Raw genomic sequence first — 19,199 nt, forward strand, 5'->3', positions numbered from 1 at the left:
TCACGTGTTACGCGGCCCGCCCCCTGCGGGTGCGGCCCGCGCGCCGGCGGCCCGCCGGCGGGGCCCCCCCCCCCTACCGTGGTCACAACCAACTCTCTTCCACCGAAGTGCCAGGAAAAGTCCGGAAAGCAGAGTGGGTGGTCGCATAACAGCACCCAGCACTGAGTTCCCGCTGTATCGCCCAGCGGTACAGAATCGCCTCACCGTCGCACTACTCAGTTTCATCCGTTGTTGTTTAGACACGCCTCGGTGGCTTGGGCACGCACCAGGGCGGTATGGATGCTCAGCTCACCTAATGGGCCGCACACCATGTCCTCAGCCTCCGCCCCGCGCATCTGGCAAGCATATAAGGACGCTCTTGCCGGCGGCACGATGCGCTGGGTCCACGGAGGGCACCCCCTGTGCACAGGCTGCCAGGAGAAGCGAGACCAGGGGTATGAGGCCGGCGCCAAGCAAGATCCTGGGCAAGGCACGCCTCTTCGCCACAACTTCCGAGCACGAGATAGTGGCGTCTGCGAGCCCTTCGCCACCCAGGACGGGACTACTGTCGAAGTTCTTACCGGCCGACAGCACCACCCAGATCTGTAGCAAAGACGGTAGCAAACGCCACACGGGCCCCATGTATCAGGACCTCCGGATGATGCCTCCCTCCGCATTGCCCTGAATACAAAAGGTCTTCGGGAACATGGCGACGGCCTAAGATGACGAACGGGCTACTCTGGCCGTCCTTCCTTCCGCCTTCCACTCTCCTATCCAGCTCTCCGCGATACACTCCGGCCGATCGTCAAACGCCAAGCTGAAGGCGTCGCGCTGCCCTGCGAACCAGCCATCCCATCGGGCCCGGCGCCTCCGCGATTGCCTTCTGAAGGCTGCGCAGCTGCGCCTCAGCCTTGGATTTCGCCAAGGTCGCGTCCACGGCCTGACCGCGCGCCACTTGCTGCCCTTCCTCCAGAGCTGCGAGCCGCTGAGCCGTCACCTTCGCGATCCCATGCTTTTCGATCTGTTTTAGCCTAGCCCGGCACTCGTCCAGTTCGCGTGTCAGGCGGGCGACCTCAGTCACCAGATCTGCAGCGCGCGGGCTGGGGCCCTTCTTCACGGGCCGGGTCCGCTGGCGGTGGTTCACGACTGGCACTCCCGAAGTCGAATTCCGGCTCCCCCTCCATGTTCCGACATGAACTCCAAGCGCGCGCCCCCCATGGCAGCGCGGATGACGGCCAGGATGCTATGTTTCAACAATTCGCCTCGCTTAAGCCGCAAAGTGGTGTCCGTCGAAAAACCCCGACCACACTGGCCAGATCCGGTATTTCGCTGGCTACTGCTAGCCGAGCCATCTTGTGCTGCACAGGAAGGATTTTCGAACCGCGCCGCGATTTTTCTTGCCGAAGAGACATGCCCGGCCCGATGCCGGACGGGTTCGGGGGCGAGGGAGCGAACAGCTGCGCGGTCACCGGAGCCCGCGGCCAGGTAGCGGTTCCAGCAGAACTGCTGACCGATAACGGTGCAATGAGAGGACCAAATTAGGTCAGTGGCGTCCCGTACGGGATTATGACTGACGTTCGCTCGCGTACAGTACCGTCCGGTGTTTTGGGTCGGATCAGTTGTTTATCCCCCTCCCCGTCCGCTGCTGTCCGGTTGTGTCCGCTGCCGTCGTCGTCGCATTGTGGGGGTGATTGTGGGGGTGGGTCAGTTGTGCTTCCGCCCGACAACCGGGGGTCCGATGCCGAAGCTGACCGAGCGCGCCGTTGCCAATGCCAAGCCCAGGGACAAGGTCTACCGGCTCTCGGACGGCGATGGGCTGCTGCTGGAGGTACGCCCTGCAGGTGGGCGAGCCTGGCTGTTCCGGTTCATGCTGGCTGGCCGGCGCCGAGACATGGGGTTGGGCGCCTACCCCGCCGTTGGGCTGAAGGAGGCTCGGCAGAAGGCCAAGGCCGCCGCGGCGGAGGTGGAGAAGGGCACTGACCCCATCACTCACCGGGACACCGCCGATCGTGCCGACGCCGCTAGGAAGGCCCAGGAAGAGGAGCGGCAGGGGCGCACCTTCCGGGACGTGGCCGAGCGCCTGGTGAAGGCGCAGCAGCCGGGATGGACCAGCGGCAAGACGCTGGCGAGCTGGCGTCTCACCCTCGACAAGCACGCCTACCCCGCCATCGGATCCGTCCCGATCGGCGACATAACCCGAGAGCATGTCGTCCAGGCCCTCACCCCCGTCTGGACCGCCCAGCCCGCCACGGCTCGGAAGCTGCAGCGCCGCATCGCCGCCGTGCTCGACTACGCCGCGGCTCTGGGCTGGCGCTCCACCGATAACCCGGCCACCGGCCGCGTCCTGCGCCTGACCAAGGCTCTGCCGAAGCAGCCCCCCGAGCTGCGCCAGCCTTCCCTCCCCTGGCATCGCGTGCCGGCGTTCTACGCTGCCCTGCGGAGTATGGACGGGACAGCTCCCCTTGCGCTCCGGTTCGCCATTCTCACCGCGGTGCGCTCCGCTGAGGTGCGGCACGCCCGCTGGTCGGAGATCGACTTTACGACCCGAATCTGGACCATCCCGGCCGAGCGTATGAAAGGCGGCCGGGCCTCTGCCATCCCGCCGCATCGCGTACCGCTCACGGATCCCATGCTGGAGGTGCTGGCCCTTGCCGCTGTCCACCTGACGGGCGAACTGGAGAAGCCGTCCGCCCTTCCCGCTCAGGCCGCACTCCGAGCCCCCGCCCTGATCTTTCCAGGGCCGAAGCTGGCCCTCAGCGATGCGGCCCTAGGCGCATGCATCCGACGGATGAACGAGGAGGCGCCGAAGGGTACCCCCCTCCCCTGGCTGGACGTGGACGGGCGCCCCGCTACCCCGCACGGCTTTCGCCGGTCATTCCGCAGCTGGGTGGACGACGTCCGCCCCGAGGCCGGCGAAGCTGCGGAGAAGGCCCTGGCCCATGCAGACGAGAACTCCGTCCGTGCAGCCTATCGCGGCTCCGACATGCTGGAGCAGCGCCGTCCGCTGATGGAGGCCTGGAGCAACTTCTGCGTGCCCGCTGCAGGAGGGGCAGAGGTGGTTCCGATCAAGGGCAAGGGGTGACCGAAGAGCAGGGAGAAACATCGTTTTTATCCCACCCTTCTGATTTCCGGTCGGACAGGTCGGACGGGTCGGACAAGCCTTATTCTATCGGCCTAAACCGCTGTCCGACCTGCTCGGCGGCGGTCGGACAGGTCGGACAGGGTCCTCGCAAGCTTAGCGGTCCGGTGGGGGTGGATCATGCGCAGCGCTGCCAAGCCCAATGCCCATGCCGCCTCCCAGTGCCATGCCGCCGCCTTCACCTCTGCTGCCCTGCCGGGCATCTTCCTTCCCGCGCCCGCCCCTGCCTTGCCTTTGCCCGCCGGAGCTCGACGGCCGCGTGGGACCCTGCATGGGTATCGTCAGGTCGACTGGTATGGGGTCCAGATCGAGCGCTTCGCGGATGAAATTGCGGAGTGAGACGACGAGCTCATAGGTATGAACGGGGTGTCCGGCGACCAACTCTCGCGCAGCGCGCTCGGCTAAGCGGACATGCTCTTCGGTCCCAAGCAGCATGATGTCTGACAGGGCGGCCTCGACAGCGTCGCGGATCCGCCGTGGTCTGTCGGACCCCGCGGTGCTGACGGCATCCAGACGCAACTCCACCGCTGCCTCGCCTTCCGAGGAAGGCTCCTCGGGTCGGCGCAAATCCCGCAGATGCATGGGATCCACGGTCAGATCGCCCGTGAAGGAGCCACCCAGGGTCCTGTAGGCCGCGATGAGCGTGCGCAGGCGCTCGTTGATCTGCCTGTTCATGCGCTCGCGGCGCTGCTGGATGGTGAACATCACCAGCAACCGAATTCCCACGCCGAGGAGTGTGAACAGCGCCAAGCCGACCAGCGTCATGAGCGCGCCTTGCCACGAACTGAAGTCCATGTTGCGCATCAAAAGCTCCCCGTTAGCCAACACACTGGCCAGGCGGGAACGCACGTCCGGCCCGACGGTCTTCGACTTTCATTTTCACCCCACCCCTTTGATCTCCGGTCGTGGCGGTTGGGACATCCCACTGCACCTCCGCAGCCTCATCTCTGAGTGCGATCGCTGCCATAGCTGCCCGCGCACGCTCGCCGCCGCGAAGAAGGCCGCTCCCCCTTCTGCCGGGGGGGGGGGAGTGCTCAAAATCCGGACCGAGGGGGTCCAGACCGATCCGGGGCTCGATCTTCCATAAATCGCGACAATTTTGATTTCGCCGAGCGCGGCAGAAGGTCGGTAGCCTGGTCTGGGAAGAAGCGTTTCCCTTGCTGGCCTCTTCGTCCACGTGATTCCGGCCCGTGCTTGCCAGGCTAAGCATGGAACGGGACGCGCCTGAGCCCCCCGGGGGGGGGAGGTCCGAAAATCGGCGGCAAGGGGGTCCAGACCGGTTAGGGGCCTTTATTTGCAGCGCCACAGATCAGGATGTTGACCCCCGGTCGCCAATTCGCGGCGCTGTGCGCGGAAGCCCCTAACCGGTCTGGGGTGTTGGTCAGCTAACATCCGGACTGCCCCCCGCCGGGGGGGCTCGATCTCTACGCCGTTTGGGGCGCCTCAACCGCTTGGGGGCTCACGCGCAGATTTTGGCGCCCGCCTTGTTTGATATTTAATCAAACGCGTCGGCCATCCGACGCCCTGGATATGCCGACGAGACTGGCACTTCCGGCGCTTCGTCGCCGGTTTGAATATCAATCAACCGGCAAGGGATGGCGTCGCGGCGTGGAGCGCATGCCGCCAGCAGATTGATAGGCAACGCATGCGCGAAGTTGGCGCCTGCGTTCACCGCCGATACTGCCGGCCGGAGGCATGGCAACGAGTGCCAAACCTCGGGACAGCAACGGACAAATGGTCCGTTGCTGCGGACACGGCTGCCGAATCAAATTGGTGGAACCAAGCCGAAGACCCGGCTTGTTCCTCGCTCTCGAGAGCAAGAAGCGCGATCGAAATTTAGTGCCGGCAATCGGCAAAAACCTCTGATAATACAGCCATTCTCTTTGATCCCTGCGCGTTATGACAGTAGAATCGGTGCAGGATTTTCGGGCTTCCCAGAAGGATTGGCCGGAGCCGAAGGAGATACTGCGCAATGTTCGACGGAAAGGCGTTCGGGGCCGCAGTCGTGGATGCGGTGAAAGGTCACGTAGACCGCGCAATGGCTCCCGTTCTGGCCCGCTTGGAGGAACTCGAGAAGCAACGCTCCGTCGCGGGCGCGCTTATCGATCGCAAGGGCAGCCTGATTCTCACGCTCTCTGATGGCAGCCAGAAAGAGGTTGGCCCGGTGGTCGGGAAAGATGCTGACCTCAAAGAGGTCGCTGCCATGGTTCATGAAGAGGCAGGGAAGATCTCGGCGCTGCGCGACGCCTTCGGGCTCGATGACCTGTCCGTCGATTACGACGGCGAGCGCACCATCGTCCTGCGGTTCGCCCGCAGTGGGCAGACCAAGGAGTTCACGCTGGCCCTGCCGGTTGTGCTCGACCGCGGCGCCTGGCGCGAAGGCACCACCTACGCGAAGGGCGATGCTGTCACCTGGGCCGGGTCTCTTTGGATCGCGCAGACTGCCACGAAGAGCAAACCCGACGCCGCTGACGGAAGCTTCCGCCTCGCGGTGAAGCGTGGTCGCGACGGCAAGGATGGAACCGTTACGGCAAAGGTTCCGCCACAGCCCATCCGCGCCGCCCTGCCGGCGCGCCAGTAAGGGAAGATCCCCGGATGCGGACCGATATGTTCGACGGACTGCCAAGCGGGGACCTCGGGGCACACGGGAGAGCCTTGGCTCGGGCGTATGTGCTGGAGGCCATGCCTGTGGACCAGTTCCGCGCAGTGGTCCTGACAGTCATCCGCAACACCATTCACGAGGCAGTCCGGGCTGGCGCGGCGCCCGACATGCTCACGGCGAGCATGACTACATTCATGTGCGGCGCCCTCGGCGAATTCGAGCGGATCCGCTTGGCGCCCGAATTCGGCGTGCCGCCCGGTCGGCCGAGCTAGGCGGGAGGACCAGCGATGGCGACAGTCAGCCAAGTCACCGAGGCCGTTTACCGGTCCCGCTTCGACGACCAGATGACCGCGGGGGCGAATGCTGCCGCCGCAGCCATGGACAAGCTGGCGACGGCGGTTGAGGCGACGGAGGAGCGGGTCACCCGCTCGGAGCGGTCGGCCACGAGTTGGGTGCGGGCGAATGACGCCGTGACCCAGGCGGCTACCCGGGCGCAGAAGGCTAAGACCGATCTTGCCAATGCCGAGAAGGCCCTGGCCAATGATCTCGCCGCCGGGGGTGAGAAGGCTGAGGCAGCGGCGCGGGCGCTGGATAATCTCCGGACCAAGGCGGAACAGGCCGAAGTCAGGGCCAAGGCCCTTGCCGCGTCCTTTGCAGCGGCGGGCACAGCGTCGAGCACTTACAATGCTCACGTCGCGGCTTTTGCCTCCGCGAACGACAATGTGGGTGGCAGCTTCGGGCGCCTCGGGCCGCAGATCCAGAATGCCAGTTTTCAGCTTGCTGACTTCTCCGTGCAGGTCGCCAGCGGTGGGTCCTATGTGACCGCCCTCGCGCAGCAGCTTCCGCAGCTTCTTGGGGCGTTCGGGGTGTTTGGGGCCCTGTCGGGCGCGGCGGTCGCGGTCGGTTCGATGGCCTATAACCTGCTGGGTGCAGCCGACGCATCCAAGCAGTTCCAGGGCGCTCTCGAGGGGCAACAGGCTGCCTATTCGGCCGCAGAGGCAGCCGCTAAGCAGCGCCGGTCCGGACTGGACGATGAAGCGCAGAAAATCATCGACCTGACCGCGTACTACAACAGCCTCACAGAGGTGCAGCGCCGGGGCGAGCTGGTGGTGCTCAACCAGCAGCGTAGCCGACTGGAGCAAACCGGGCGCACTCAGTCCTTGGGGATCGGGACCACAGTCCGCGACCGGGTTAATAACCCGACCTATGGCATTGCCCCTGGCGATATGATTGGCGACGCGGGGATCTCGGCGCTTGGAGCAGTTCCGGCGACCGTAGAGCAGGCTGCCGCAGCGCTCGCGCAGTTGGACGATGCCAGCAACCGCACACGCGAGGGCATTCGCTCCGTCATTGCCCAGATGGATGAGGCCGCGCGAGGGGGCGGGTCCTTCTCCTCCGCCATTGCCTCGGCACGCGACGAGGTTATCCGCCTCGCTCCAGAACTGGAGAAGAACGGAGATGCGATAAGGCAGGTCAACCAGCAGATTGAAGCGGCCGGCGGGCCACTCGCGGGCATGGGGAGCGCCGCCCAGACGACGGCCGGCCAGGTTCAGGCCCTCTCCGGTGCTCTCGCTACCGCGGTACAGCGCCTGAATGAGCTTCGTAATCGTGCCATTGATGCCCCCTTCGCCGATGTGAACGCCTCGGTCGCTAACCTCAATCAGCGCCTCGCGGCGCTGCGCGGGCCGGGCGGCCTTGATGCCCTGGAAAGGGTGACCAGCGAGCAAGAGCGCCAGGCCACGATCACCAGCCGTGTCGCTCAGATGACGGAGACCTATGCCGAGGCGCTCAAGAAGGCCGGCGCTCAGGGCGCGGATCTGGCTCAGCAGACGCGCGAGTACGGCGAGCTGGCGACCGTCAATGTCACCCGGGAGGTCGATGCGACGCGGACGCTTGCCGCCGAGCGCAGGAAGGCTGAGGACGCGCGGGCAGCGGCTCGGGCGGCTGAGGCTGCGGGCCGCGCTGACGCTAGACGCGAGAGCGCGGAGGCCCGGCGAGACGCTGAGGCCGAGCTTCGGCTCGAAAACGAGATTTATGCTGCGGCACGCCGCACGTCCTCGGGTTTGGACAGCTACGGCCGGGGCGACGACATCGCCATCCGGTTCGCGCAGGCCAACATCAAACGTGCTGGCCTTGATCCCGACGACATCGAGAAGGCGGCGAAGGAAGCGCAGCGCGTAGCCGATGCCGCCTACAAGACCCAGCAGCGCCAGGCCGAAGCGACCTTCGACCGGATCTCCGACTACGCCGGTAACGCTTTCGCGGACGTCTTCCTCAACACTGAGGGCGGCTGGAAGCGGACGATGGCGAACCTAGAGAGGGTGGCTATTGCCACCTTCGCGAAGATTGCCTTCGAGGCTGCGGCCCGGCCGATCATTATGCCGGTGGTGCAGGCGTTCACCGGCAGTAGCGCCGTCGGAACAGCGGCGAGCATCGCAGGGCAGGCGAGCGGCGCGACGTCAGCCACATCCCTCGCAGGAGGTGGCACCAGCCTCATCGGGTACGGCCGACAGGTTAGCGGGCTCTTCGACAGCAGCTTCTTCGGCGGCAGCCAGAACTTCCAGAGCGGCTTCATCGGCACCGCGGACCGCTACTTCAACACGAACGTGGCGGGGTTCCTCGACCGGCCGCTTTATACCGTGGGCGGGGAAGCCATTCCGGTTGGGGCCGACCCCATCGCGGCCAGCTATGCCCAGCCCGGCGTGGACGTCTCGATCGGCCAGGCGGCCGGCGGCGCGCTCGGCGTGGCCGGCGGCCTCTACGGCATCTATTCCGGCATTCAGACCGGCGGCGCGAAGGGCTGGGCCCAGGGGGCGAGCGGCGCAGCGGCAACGGCGGGCGGCGCGGCCATCCTTGCGGGCGGGTCGGCCGCGGGAGGCGTGATCGCGGCTACGGCAGCCTGGGCTCCCTACATCGCTGCCATCGCCGCTCTCGTGGCGATGTTCCTTCCCGGACAGAAGCCCTCGGACAAGACCGGCACCGCGCTGCTCAACACCGCGACCGGGGACATGCTGGCGGGCGGCCTGAGCGGCGACAGGTACAGTCAGGAGAACCGTGATGCTGCGGCCTCCATGGCCGACACGGTCAAGCAGTTCGCGAGCCAGGTGAGCAGTTCCTACGGGATCACGCCCTATGGCCAGTACATCGTCGGCGTTGGCGCCCGGGACGGCATGTTCTGGCAGACCAGCGAGCGGCACGACTACGGCTCTGACGAAGCCTCTGCCCAGCAGATGATGCGAGACATCACCCGCGACCTGCTGGAGAACAACGCCTGGCAGCTCCAGGGCAACCTGCGCACGACCTACAACACCGTCGGTACGGGCGACATTGACAGGCTGCTACAGGCGCTCGACTGGACGAACACCACCTACAAGGCCTTCCAGGACAATATCGACCCCGAGAAGCCGACGCAGTTCGCGCAGTCCTTGGGGCAGATCAGTGAGGCCTATGGCCCGCTGATCGACAAGGCGCGCGAGTACGGGCTGGCGATCGAGCCGATTGCCGACGTGATGCAGGAGCAGATCGATAAGCTGGTCGCGGCGCGGAATGCACAGTTCAACCAGACGGTTGTGGGGATGCAGCTCACCTCCGCCCAGTTACGCGGCAACATCGACCAGACCCTCGGCATTCAGGTCCAGCAGTTCGACCTGCAGCGGAACATCGACTGGACGGCGCTGGTGGATCAGGTCAGGGAGGCTGGCCTGGGCGAGGCTCAGCTTGAGGTCGCACGCGCTGCCTTCGATGAGATGAAGGATCTGCAGCGGCAGGCGATTATGGACCAATCGGCTGCCGCGAAGGCTCAGCAGGCGGCGGCGGAGGCTCAGCAGGAAGCGGCGGCAGCGCAGGAGGAGACGACGCGTCTCACCGCCCAGCAAACTGCCCTGGAAGGGCTCGCGCGGCAGGGGGGCATCCTGTCGTCGTTCCTGGACCAACAGGCTCTCGGCGACACGGTAAGTCCCCAGAACGCTTTCCTTGCCGCTCAGGACCAGTACAGCCGGGCCCTGGAGGCCGCGCGCCGGGACGGAGCGATGGACGCCGACCTGGGTGCAGTTACGAGCGCCGCCGGTAGCCTCCTGAATGCCAGCAGTGCCTTCTATGGCGATGGCTCCCAGGCCGCGATGATCCGGAGCGGGGTTCTCAGTCAGGTGCAGGCGCTCGGTGGCACCCTGGGGCTGGGCGGGTTCACAGATCAGATCGACGTTTCTGTCTCGCGCTGGGTGGCCGCGAGCACGGACACCACAGCCGCACTCCAGCGCCTGACGGATCGCGTGGACGCGCTCTACGAAGAGCTGAGAACAGCCCGATTTATGCGGGCCGCATAGGGCAGCGCGCGCGTGCGAGAGGGTATCGCAATGACGGGTTCACTGGATGCCCTGTTCGGGCGGCTTGAGGCGGTAATGGCTGCCGTAGATGAGCGGAGGAAGGCGGACGCGGTGACAATCGCGCGCCTGGAGATCCTGACGGCCATGACCGTGCAGCTGGCGGCTGATGCCCCGCCTGAGCAGGCCAGGCGCGCACGCCTCGTGGTGGAAGGGTATCGGATGATGGCGGTCACCCTGCCGCCGGACGTGGGCAAGCCGCTGGGGACAGAGGCGACGGCGGTGCTGGAGGCGCTGGAGCGGGCGCAGAAGCCGATCCCGGCGACGGATGAGGACGTGATGCCCGAACAGGCTGAGCCAGGTCAGGGCGGCAACGTGGTGGCGCTGCGGCCCTAGCGTGCATCGGGCTGGGATGACGGTAAGGCGGGAACAGTGGCCAAAGGTTGACGTGCCGCCGGGACAATCGCCAAGTCCGATATACCTCGAATTCCGCAGAACGGCCGGAGGACGGGGCTCCTAGCCACATCACCGGCCGCTCTATCCAGCCGTCGGAGGGACCGGGTCGGAGAAGCATAAACGTCGGGGTTTCTAACCTACGAGGGTTACATGCCCCTGAACGCAAAACGGCCGGCAGGGCCCAATGGGAGTGGGTCTGCCGGCCGTCTTATCCAAGCCTGAACGGGGGGAAGGCTTGGGTCGGGCGCGTTCTAGTTCACAGAACCGAGAGCATGCAACCGAAAGTTGTGCTGGCACAAAAAAGCGGCCGGGGATGAGGACGCCCCTCACCCGCCGGCCGCTCAGTGTTGCAGGCGGAACGGCTTTTGCCGTCCCGGACAATCCAGCAGTGGAGCGAGCCTACGCTGCTTCGTCCTGGATGTGCCAGTCAGCCCGGCGTGTGGGGAGCAAAGGCGCAAGAACGAAAAAGCCGCCCGGCGGCAGCCAGCCGGACCGGGCGGCAAGTTTTCGATGCTATGCACACCCTCATCGGGCACACCAAAAACTCACGACGCTTGGGGAGGTTGCCGCCCATCCGGCGGGGCTATGTGGCCACAGGTCCCTAGTCGGCGCGCTCGGGTTCGGCCACGCTTGGCCGGCAAGAATCCAGGCGGGGTAAAGATGGCACCGGAGATCAAGGACTGATGACCCTTCCTCCCTCCCTGACCCCAGAAGAAGAACACGGCTCCATGGCGCTGATAGTCGAGGGCGAGGAGCTGATAGCCAGGTGGGCTAAACTCAGCCCCGGACAACGGCGGGTCCTCCTGGCGCTGGTCAGGATGATGGCCGACGGAAGGCAGGGGTGACCCACCCACCCCGCCTAACTCCGGAACAAGAGCGAGACGCGACGATCCTGCTCATCCAGGCGGAGGAGATGATAACCCGCTGGGCGAAGCTGGAGCCGGAGAAGCGGCGCTTCGTGCTGGCCCTGGTTAGGGCAATGTCGGCGGGGGAGTGGGGGTGACCCTCCCGCCCCGTCCGCCCGGTCAGCGCCCTAGCCTGGAGGAACGTGCCGAGCTGCTGGCCATTTGGGACAGCCTGAGCCCCGACGAGCGAGAGATGGTCATGTTCTTCGTCCGATCCGTGGCCAAGGGGAGCGGCACACTGGCGCCGGAACTGGCGGCTTGGTGGAAGAAGCGGAGCCCGGAACAGCGCGCTCGTGTCATGGCGCTGGTCAGGGCGATGACGGAGGGGCAGCGGTGAGCGAGCCTTTACGCCTCCGCGACGTGATCAGAGCGCAAAAGACCGCAATCGTCTTAGAGGGGTGGAGGCGAGGCAATATACCGCCATCAGCCTTTCGGCTCCGCCCTAATATGAAGACGACCGACCAGGGATCAAGTTACGAGTGGAGGATAATTCGCTTCTCGGCTTTGGGAGAGGCCTTCCGAGTCTTGGTTCTTTTAAATGATATAAAAGAAATATTTCGAGCAACATTGGCCCATGAGGTCGGAGACATAGTCCGAATAATTTGCGTGCGGGAATTCCACGCCAAGGAGCCGGGGTGGCATTGCCACGCCGCCATCAAGGCGGGCCAGGGCGTTACCGACTGGAAGCACCGAGAGCTACGGAAGCATCCGCTGCGGCCTGACTATTCTGCTGAATTTGGCGTGACTGGCCAAGAGAGCGCAACGGCAGTAGCGTTGAGATTCTATCGCATTGAAGAACGCGGAGGCTTGCTGTGAAAGAAGAGCTCTGCCAAGCGTTCTGTTGCTCCCTGACCGTTCGGGACGTCCCGGCCGGGCTTGCCGTTGGCACGGGCTTTCGCCAAAGCAACGGCGACGCGGTAGGCTTCTATATAGTGTTCCAGGACAAAGCAAAGACCAGAGCGCGCATCGAGGATGATGGGCAGACCGTCCCAATGCTCTCCGCTTCTGGGGTGGACGTTTTTAACGGTTCACGAGCGGAAATCTTCAGCTCGCTTCTAAACGAGGCGCAAGCATCTTTCGATGGCAAAGAGTGCGTGCTTCACACCCCGTATCTTCCGGTCGAGCAGTTACCAAGTCGAGCCCTTAGTTTTGTTGCAATGCTCGTCCGTATGCAGGACCTGCTTTTACTCACGCGCGAGCGGGTTGAAGAGACCTTCAAGGAAGACGTGCTGGCAGCTGTAAGGGAGCGCTTCAAAGGGAGAGCGGAAATCCTCGTGGATGCACCGCCTACTCCCAGCCTGGCGCACTTTCCAGCGGACATTGTGATCAAACCGCCGGCGGCCGAACCGCTGGCGCTGTTCGTCGGAACGTCGGAACCAAAAGCGCTAGAGGCTTACATTCTCTGGATGCAGGTTCAGCTCCAGGGAGAGTCCGCGAGCAAGGTTATGCTAGTGCTCGATAGCGCGAAGCCGCCGAAGATAAAGGAGCGCACGCTCGCTCGGGTCATGACTAGCTTCCAAACGGCGGTGTTTGCCGGTCAGGAACGCGAGGCGATGGACGCCATGGAGCGAGCTCTCTTCGGTTCGGTCAAGCCGCCCACCTCGGGATCTGCGTCGACGGCCCAGGTGCACTAAGAGCCCCCACCCCGCCCTAACCGGCGGGGCTTCTTCGTTCAGGGGTCACGCCGCGCCGGGGTTTACATCGCGAGACCCAGCCCCAAATGGCCCCGTGCGAGGGGGAAGCTCTTGGAGGCTTCCACAATGAGCACCGCCAAAATTTGCGCCCTGATGATCCTGCCGGCCTGGGCGGTTCTGGCGCCGGTCATGGCAATCCTAATCGACCGGTGGACGTCCTAGAGGACAGCAGAGAAAGCCCGGCGGGGGATCGGCCCGCCGTGCGAAGCAGTGGATGGAGCGGAGAGCGCCACGCCTGAATAGTGCTGCGCGTCAGCGTCCCACCGGGTCCATCCGCACCACCTCAGGAGCTGGAGTGGGAGCAGGCGTGGGCTCAGGCGGCGCCGGAGGCTGGCCATAGGCGGAGGATTGCGACCGCCATTCGTCCGTCAGCGGAATCATGCTCGACGGCGGCCGCCGCATGCAGCCGCGGACGATCGGAGCACACACGCCGTCCTCGCCGACTGGACGGTCGTTGTTACCGCTGTAGAAGAGGCTGGCAACCTTGTTGTCGACTATCCGAAAGTGCGCGTTGCAGGTCGACCCGCTGCCGCCGACCGTGTAGCCACCGCCGATGACTGGCAAGGTGATCTGGACGCCGCCAGCAGAATCGTTCTTCAGATTGTAGCTGAAAATCTCGGTGTGGTCGTCGACCTTCTTGGTCTTGTCCGGGACGCCAGCACAGGACTGCAGGTCGGCCGCGGTCATCCCCGTCATGTTGATCTGCGCCTGGTGGGCCATCCTTGAATCGTCATAGCCGCAGCTGGCAAGCGTCAGCAGCGCAGCGAAGACGAGTGGCTGTCTCATAATCTCTCCCGGCCTAAGCAATGCCTCATTGACGTCATGCTGCACCGCAGCGGAAGGGGGGCGGGGGTTCAGCTCACGGCGTTCTGAGAATGGCGCGCGTGCCGCAAGAAAGCGGACGGCGCGGAAGCTGACTGCCAGGTCCACCTCCATTCTCGGGAAGGAACTCCACTCCGCTCACTCTCCCGTCTCAAGATAGGCTGCCGCCCGCGCGATGGCGGCCTCGATGGCCGCTTCCCGGCTCTCGGCGCCGCCCACATCCACTTCGAACTCGGAAGGCACGTCCTCGGAAGTCTCTACCACCTCCCAGGTCCACGGCTGGACCGGATGGATAGGATCGGCCCAAACGCGGAGACGCAGCTCAAGTCCAGTGCCACGGCCGAGCTGGAACTTGGTCCAGATGCCTTTCACCTCCTCAAACCATTCTGGAAAGTCTCCGGAGGCGTTGCTCATACCCTGGCAAGCCCTCTTTCATGTCGCGGTCTTCCGGACCCTGACGCCCGCCCCGCCTCCGTTCTCAGGGATGAACTCAACCCCCGCTGCCTCAAACGCAGCGCGAATGGCGGAGCACGTAGTCAGAGTAGGCCGAAAACGCGCTTCCTCCAGATTCTTAACCGTCCCGGACGAAACATGCGCCTGAATGGCCAGATCCGTCCGGCTCCACCCCAAAAGCTCACGCGCCTGGCGGCAAAGATCAGGGGTCATGGTGTGGCGTCCGCGGCGTCTGCTTCGCTCGCTCAAGGGCATGGCGCCCGTCCAGCGCACGACGGCCAGCAGCAGTGATGGCCCAGCCGTGAGAATGTGGCTGCACAGGGCAGGGGCCCAATGTGGCGAAGCCACGATCGAGAAGGCCCTCCAGCGTCGACAGCCCGACGCCCCTCCCCAAGTTTTCCCTGAGCTCGAATTCATATGGGCAGGCGGCCATAGCCTCTAACGCGCGCCGCTCCCGCGCATTCAGATCCCCAATCACAAGCGCTTCCTCAGTCTTACCCCTGCCCCGCCTTTATTCTGAGGAATGAACCCGTCTCCAGCGACGGTCACGGTATCATTCCAGCTCGTAGGCTGTAGCCCTGGCGACGGCCGCCGCCATGGCAGCGTCGCGACTGGCCGATCCGCCAACCTCGATCTCCCGCTCAGCCTCATCATCCAGCGCCACCACTTCCCAGGTCCAAGGCTCTTGCGAGTGAGCAGGGTCTGGAAACACGCGGAGCAACAGGTCCGGCCTGCCCGGCTTATCGGGTATGGTTAGGGTCCAGGTGTCGCCCCAGTCCTCGATCCAGTCTCCCGTCGGCTCGATCATCTGCGGGTATCCTCCTCCTCCTTCCGCAGCCGCACGCCCGGGCCGCCGCCATCGCGCTCGATGAACTCGACCCGAGCCGCCTCCAGGGCAGTGCGCATAGCCGCGATAGTTGACGGCCGGACCGGCCCCTGACGACCTTCGAACCTTCTCGCCGTGGACTCTGCAAGTGACGACAGGATCGCGAGCCGCAACACCGACCAGCCAAGCAATTTCCGAGCTGTCCGGCACTGCTCGGGGGTCAAGCCGTGGAGTCCCTAAGCCTCACACCGGGACCGCCGCCGTTGCGCTCGATGAACTCGACGCCCGCGGCTTCCAGGGCGGCGCGGATGGCCGCGAGGTTCGCCCTGGTGACCGAGGGCACTCCGTCTGCCCCTTCAGCGCGCTGAACCGTCGATAGGCTTAGCCCTGCCTTCTCTGACAGCTCTCTCGCTGACCAGCCGACGAAGGCACGGGCGGCGCGTATCTGAGCGCCGGTTAGAAGCATTTTGGTTCACATGACATGAAAACGTTGACACCCTCCGAGGTGACGTATTTTATGTCACGTGAAGCCACCGGCTTCAACAAGAACGGCCGAGCGCGGTGCTACCAACACCTCGCCCGGCCTGACCGCAACCCGCTCGGATCAGGAGCAGGCTATGGCTAAGCACGCCCATACCACAGGTGCGTCGAGAAGAGATGCGCTCCCCGAAATCGGGGCGCTCAGAAGAGTGCCCCTCCCTACGCTGGGGCGGGTGAGAAGAGCCCCGCCCGCCGGATCTGGAGAGGGGGGAAGCGCGGACGAATTTCGTCCGCACGGCGCCGGGAGCACGGGGGTTTTTCCCCTGGAGGGGATTAATACCGGGTTCCGGGTAGTTTTTGCCCCGGAAGGCGTAAACTCGCTCCCCCATTCTGGCGAGCAAGCGGCGACGGATTTCGTCGGCGCTCCTGCCCCCACGGCTGATAGCGCGCCACCGTGCCGCGCTATCCAGGCTGGGACACCGAGAAGAGTACCCATCCGGACGGCGGACGGTTGCCCGAACCTGCTCCCCCTCCAGGGGGGAAACTCCGATCCCCTCGTGACGGAGCTGCGCACCCTCCGCGCTCGTCTGGAGGTGCTGGTCACCAACACCATCGACATGCTCGACGCGCTCGATGGTGACTACGACCTGGAACCGGACGCGGAGGGCGAGGCCGAGCCGGACGAGGCCAGTCAGCAGCCGGTGACACTTGTGCCCGACTGGGTGCGGCCGGTGCAGGTCCTCCGCCCCAGCCACCGCGAGATGCGGGACGCTTACCGCCGGATCGGTGCCCCGATTCCGGCCAATCTGCGCTTCGACATCTTCGGGAGGCCGCGCGGATGAGCCGCCGTACCCCCACGGGCCGTCGCGCGGTCCTGACCGGTGCGAGCTGCGCCGCTCTTCTCCTGGCTGCTCCCGAGGCCGGCGCCACCAAGGCGGCCGAGCTGGACGGGGAACTGATCGCGCTGCTGGACGAGGCGAGAAGACTTTGCCGCGAGTGGCAGAGGCCGATGAGCACGCCGCCCACGCTGGAGGAGATCAACGAGCCCCGTCCCTGGGAAGCCTTGATGGCCCGTGCGGCGGCCATTCCCGCCCGCACCCCCGAGGGAGTGAGAAGAAAAGCCGAAGCGGCAGCCGATTGGCTTGCCGGTGGCGATCGCGCTCAGGGGCTGATCTTCCTCAACCGCGACGGAGAAGCGCTGTTGGCCTGGAGCCTGCTGCGTGACCTGCTGGGCGAGCACGCCTTGAAGGAGGCCCATCCCCGGGGCGCGCTAGCAGAGGTCGATCTGCTGGGGAGGGCTGGAGCATGAGCCGCCCCTTCCGCACATCTGGCGAGCCGGTGCCGCAAGAGCCGCTCGTGCACGTGCCAATCCTCTCCGGCCGCCTCTTTCTGGAGCCGGGCCAGCAGCCCCCGGCAAAGCCCCCACGCTTCCCCAGCAAGCCCGCCCCGGGCCGGCCACCGCGGCGCGGCTTCCTGGCGGCTGTCTCTGCCTTGGCAGTGGGCCCGGCCGTTGCTGTGGCAGGCCCTGCCACCCCCGACGCGGAGCTCATCGCGGCGTGCGAGGCGGCGACCGAGGCCAAGCGTGCCTCGGATGCCGCCAACCGCTATCCCGTGGATGCACCGATCGCGGTGGCCCGGGCGTATGAGAACGAAGCTGACCGCCTCGCGGCTATCTCTGACCGCCATGCCGCCCGTGCCCTGGCCATGCCAGCAAAGACCCGCCAGGGGCTCATCGCGAAGGCTCGAATGGCCTTGGCCATCGCAGCCCGCGATGCAGACGGGTCGATCGACCTCGATTGGCACGCCATTGAGGCATGGGCGGTGGTGGAGGAAGTGCTCCGGTTGGAGGCGCTGGCATGATGCGCCCCACCCGCCGCGGCGTGCTGGGCGGCATCGGCGCCATGATCGCGGCGCCAGTGGTCGGGCACGCATCGGCACCGCCGGGAGTTTTGCGTCAACTTGACGCGAAACCCATTCCGATCGGCCTGTCCCAACCGGTGGAGTTCATCACCGATCCGCGTGAGGTGGAGGTGGTGCATCTTCTGCGCCAGCTCACGCCGCCAGAGCGCGAGGCCTGGCTTCGGATGGGGCGCCGCATCGTCGCCGGCATGCCGGCCCGCGAGGCCGGATACCGGATGTGGCGCGAGCTGGGCGCGACAGCGCGAGAAGCCCGAGACCGGATGGATGAGGCGCTTCGCTCGGCGGGGGGCGGCGCCGTGAGCAAGCATCGCCCCACCAAGCAGCCGCCGGAATCTCGGAGGGAGGGCACATCGCCCTCCCTCCTTCCGGCCGTCGTCGCGCCTGCTATCATCACGCTCGGCGGGGCTAGGCTGATCCCCGAACGCAGGCTCTCCGCGCCTGCTGCCCCGCCGCGTTGCAAGCGGAATGCGCTACGGAGGCGCCTTTCATGTCTCACCGTGAACCCATCAAAACAGGATGGGTTTGGATGCGAGCAGAGAGTGGGCCTTTGGCGTTGGCCCGAATCCAGGATAGCGACCGCGCCGGTTATGTTCTCGCGGATGGCTCGACCCTCAGCCGAGAACGCGTGCTGCGGTCTTCGGCTGACAAGGACCTACTGCCGGGCACAGCCCTCACGCTTCCACATCTCTCCGCTCTCAGATCGTTGTGGGACAAGGTTGAGAGAACGACGCAGAACGGCGCCACGTTCGTCTTCGCGCCAGACGACCTCCTTGAACTGCAACAGTTCATCAAGGCGCCTTTTCAAAACGGCACTGCTGTACTGGCAGGGTTGCGCGGCGCATCGGCGATCTACGAAGAGATCAACTTGGGCGCGCTCGCTTTCATGGATCTGCACGTGGTCACTGCCGCCGGCACGGTGTCTTTCGGTGTTGGGCAGCAGGAGTACTGGTATGCCCTTCGGTCGTTCAGTCCCGTTGAGTGGGCGCACGTCCAGGCAAACGGTGGCCGCCTGGTGCCCATGGTCCAGAAACGCGAAGCCACTTCCGTGCCCCCAATGGCCATTCTGCAGGAGATCGCGGAGGCCGAGTTGGCCAAGCATGGCGCTCCAGCAAAGCGCGATGCCCTCCTTGCACTCGCGGCCACGAGGACGGGGCTGGGTACCAAGCAGCTCAGGCCCTTGTACCAGAATCTACCGCCTCATCTGCGGCTCGCTTCACGCGATCCTAGGCGAATCTAAGCCGGGCAAGCCTGCCCGCTGCCCGGCTTTGCTGCCCGGCTTCTCCGTCCATCATCTTCCGCCTCGTTCAACAGCACGAGGACGGACGGCAATGCACATACCTCCCGCGAAGCTGGCTTTCACGATCCCCGAGGCGGTCAGCAGCTCGGGTATCGGCAGGACCAAGCTCTACGCGCTGATCAAGGAAGGCCAGTTGGAAGCCAGGAAGCTGGGTAACCGGACTCTGATCCCGGCCCCGTCGCTCCAGGCTCTCGTGGACGGCCTGCCCAGCATCCCCAAGACCGCCGCCTGACAAAGCAAAAACCCGCCGCGGCTGGGGCCGGGCGGGCTGCGAGAACTCTACGCTACTGGACTACGCGGGCAATCG

General features: G+C 65.4%; 21 protein-coding genes. 14 read left to right on the forward strand and 7 right to left on the reverse strand.

Going from position 1 to position 19,199, the window contains the following annotated elements; genetic code table 11:
* Positions 1-784 precede the first annotated feature (784 nt).
* Entirely contained in the window at positions 785-1,123 is a 339-nt protein-coding gene (locus ACO1BU_RS06595; protein WP_424135123.1) for a hypothetical protein, read from the reverse strand.
* Between the two features lie 594 nt (positions 1,124-1,717).
* Between ACO1BU_RS06595 and ACO1BU_RS06600 the strand changes: the two genes are divergently transcribed.
* Positions 1,718-3,061 (forward strand): tyrosine-type recombinase/integrase, encoded by a 1,344-nt coding sequence (locus ACO1BU_RS06600; RefSeq protein ID WP_424135124.1) that lies wholly within the window; start codon positions 1,718-1,720, stop codon positions 3,059-3,061.
* A 153-nt stretch (positions 3,062-3,214) separates the two neighbouring features.
* Here ACO1BU_RS06600 and ACO1BU_RS06605 read toward each other — a convergent pair whose 3' ends face one another.
* Positions 3,215-3,922, reverse strand: a complete 708-nt coding sequence (locus ACO1BU_RS06605) for a hypothetical protein (RefSeq protein ID WP_424135125.1) — start codon at positions 3,920-3,922, stop codon at positions 3,215-3,217.
* Positions 3,923-5,090: 1,168 nt separating this feature from the next.
* On the opposite strand from ACO1BU_RS06605, the gene ACO1BU_RS06610 reads away from it, so the two are divergent.
* The 8 genes from ACO1BU_RS06610 to ACO1BU_RS06645 all read left to right on the forward strand — a co-directional run bounded on the left by ACO1BU_RS06610 (position 5,091) and on the right by ACO1BU_RS06645 (position 13,034).
* Positions 5,091-5,699 (forward strand): hypothetical protein, encoded by a 609-nt coding sequence (locus ACO1BU_RS06610; RefSeq protein ID WP_424135126.1) that lies wholly within the window; start codon positions 5,091-5,093, stop codon positions 5,697-5,699.
* A 14-nt stretch (positions 5,700-5,713) separates the two neighbouring features.
* On the forward strand, positions 5,714-5,992 hold the full coding sequence (locus ACO1BU_RS06615; protein ID WP_424135127.1) for a hypothetical protein: 279 nt from the start codon (positions 5,714-5,716) through the stop codon (positions 5,990-5,992).
* Positions 5,993-6,007: 15 nt separating this feature from the next.
* Positions 6,008-10,042, forward strand: coding sequence for a hypothetical protein (locus ACO1BU_RS06620; RefSeq protein WP_424135128.1), 4,035 nt, complete (start codon positions 6,008-6,010; stop codon positions 10,040-10,042).
* A 30-nt stretch (positions 10,043-10,072) separates the two neighbouring features.
* Positions 10,073-10,435: a hypothetical protein gene (locus ACO1BU_RS06625; protein ID WP_424135129.1), complete on the forward strand. Its 363-nt coding sequence runs from the start codon at positions 10,073-10,075 to the stop codon at positions 10,433-10,435.
* 901 nt (positions 10,436-11,336) lie between these two features.
* Complete coding sequence (locus ACO1BU_RS06630) at positions 11,337-11,498, forward strand: hypothetical protein (RefSeq protein ID WP_424135130.1); 162 nt, start codon at positions 11,337-11,339, stop codon at positions 11,496-11,498.
* The gene (locus ACO1BU_RS06635; RefSeq protein ID WP_424135131.1) at positions 11,495-11,737 is read left to right on the forward strand and encodes a hypothetical protein; all 243 of its coding nucleotides are present in this window, start codon (positions 11,495-11,497) and stop codon (positions 11,735-11,737) included. Before ACO1BU_RS06630 ends, ACO1BU_RS06635 begins: the two co-directional genes overlap by 4 nt.
* Positions 11,738-11,847: 110 nt before the next feature.
* Positions 11,848-12,216: a hypothetical protein gene (locus ACO1BU_RS06640; RefSeq protein WP_424135132.1), complete on the forward strand. Its 369-nt coding sequence runs from the start codon at positions 11,848-11,850 to the stop codon at positions 12,214-12,216.
* Entirely contained in the window at positions 12,213-13,034 is an 822-nt protein-coding gene (locus ACO1BU_RS06645) for a DUF1828 domain-containing protein (protein ID WP_424135133.1), read from the forward strand. The genes ACO1BU_RS06640 and ACO1BU_RS06645 overlap by 4 nt, the downstream gene beginning before the upstream one ends.
* A 312-nt stretch (positions 13,035-13,346) precedes the next feature.
* Here ACO1BU_RS06645 and ACO1BU_RS06650 read toward each other — a convergent pair whose 3' ends face one another.
* From ACO1BU_RS06650 to ACO1BU_RS06670, 5 genes are all read right to left on the reverse strand, one after another.
* Positions 13,347-14,030 carry a hypothetical protein gene (locus ACO1BU_RS06650; protein WP_424135134.1) on the reverse strand — a complete coding sequence of 228 codons (684 nt, stop codon included), beginning with the start codon at positions 14,028-14,030 and terminating at the stop codon, positions 13,347-13,349.
* 24 nt (positions 14,031-14,054) lie between these two features.
* Positions 14,055-14,330 (reverse strand): hypothetical protein, encoded by a 276-nt coding sequence (locus tag ACO1BU_RS06655; RefSeq protein WP_424135135.1) that lies wholly within the window; start codon positions 14,328-14,330, stop codon positions 14,055-14,057.
* A gap of 18 nt (positions 14,331-14,348) precedes the next feature.
* Positions 14,349-14,582, reverse strand: coding sequence for a helix-turn-helix domain-containing protein (locus ACO1BU_RS06660; protein WP_424135136.1), 234 nt, complete (start codon positions 14,580-14,582; stop codon positions 14,349-14,351).
* 340 nt (positions 14,583-14,922) lie between these two features.
* Positions 14,923-15,177 carry a hypothetical protein gene (locus tag ACO1BU_RS06665; protein ID WP_424135137.1) on the reverse strand — a complete coding sequence of 85 codons (255 nt, stop codon included), beginning with the start codon at positions 15,175-15,177 and terminating at the stop codon, positions 14,923-14,925.
* 238 nt (positions 15,178-15,415) lie between these two features.
* Positions 15,416-15,661 carry a helix-turn-helix domain-containing protein gene (locus ACO1BU_RS06670; protein WP_424135138.1) on the reverse strand — a complete coding sequence of 82 codons (246 nt, stop codon included), beginning with the start codon at positions 15,659-15,661 and terminating at the stop codon, positions 15,416-15,418.
* Positions 15,662-16,232: 571 nt separating this feature from the next.
* On the opposite strand from ACO1BU_RS06670, the gene ACO1BU_RS06675 reads away from it, so the two are divergent.
* The 5 genes from ACO1BU_RS06675 to ACO1BU_RS06695 all read left to right on the forward strand — a co-directional run bounded on the left by ACO1BU_RS06675 (position 16,233) and on the right by ACO1BU_RS06695 (position 19,124).
* Positions 16,233-16,517, forward strand: a complete 285-nt coding sequence (locus ACO1BU_RS06675) for a hypothetical protein (RefSeq protein WP_424135139.1) — start codon at positions 16,233-16,235, stop codon at positions 16,515-16,517.
* Positions 16,514-16,984, forward strand: a complete 471-nt coding sequence (locus tag ACO1BU_RS06680; protein WP_424135140.1) for a hypothetical protein — start codon at positions 16,514-16,516, stop codon at positions 16,982-16,984. Before ACO1BU_RS06675 ends, ACO1BU_RS06680 begins: the two co-directional genes overlap by 4 nt.
* Positions 16,981-17,535 (forward strand): hypothetical protein, encoded by a 555-nt coding sequence (locus tag ACO1BU_RS06685; RefSeq protein ID WP_424135141.1) that lies wholly within the window; start codon positions 16,981-16,983, stop codon positions 17,533-17,535. The genes ACO1BU_RS06680 and ACO1BU_RS06685 overlap by 4 nt, the downstream gene beginning before the upstream one ends.
* 586 nt (positions 17,536-18,121) lie before the next feature.
* On the forward strand, positions 18,122-18,832 hold the full coding sequence (locus ACO1BU_RS06690; protein ID WP_424135142.1) for a hypothetical protein: 711 nt from the start codon (positions 18,122-18,124) through the stop codon (positions 18,830-18,832).
* 91 nt (positions 18,833-18,923) lie between these two features.
* Positions 18,924-19,124: a helix-turn-helix domain-containing protein gene (locus tag ACO1BU_RS06695; protein WP_424135143.1), complete on the forward strand. Its 201-nt coding sequence runs from the start codon at positions 18,924-18,926 to the stop codon at positions 19,122-19,124.
* The last annotated feature ends 75 nt before the right edge of the window (positions 19,125-19,199 follow it).

The sequence above is a fragment of the Roseomonas chloroacetimidivorans genome (assembly GCF_049629625.1).
In the GTDB taxonomy this organism is placed as follows: Bacteria; Pseudomonadota; Alphaproteobacteria; order Acetobacterales; family Acetobacteraceae; genus Roseomonas; species Roseomonas chloroacetimidivorans.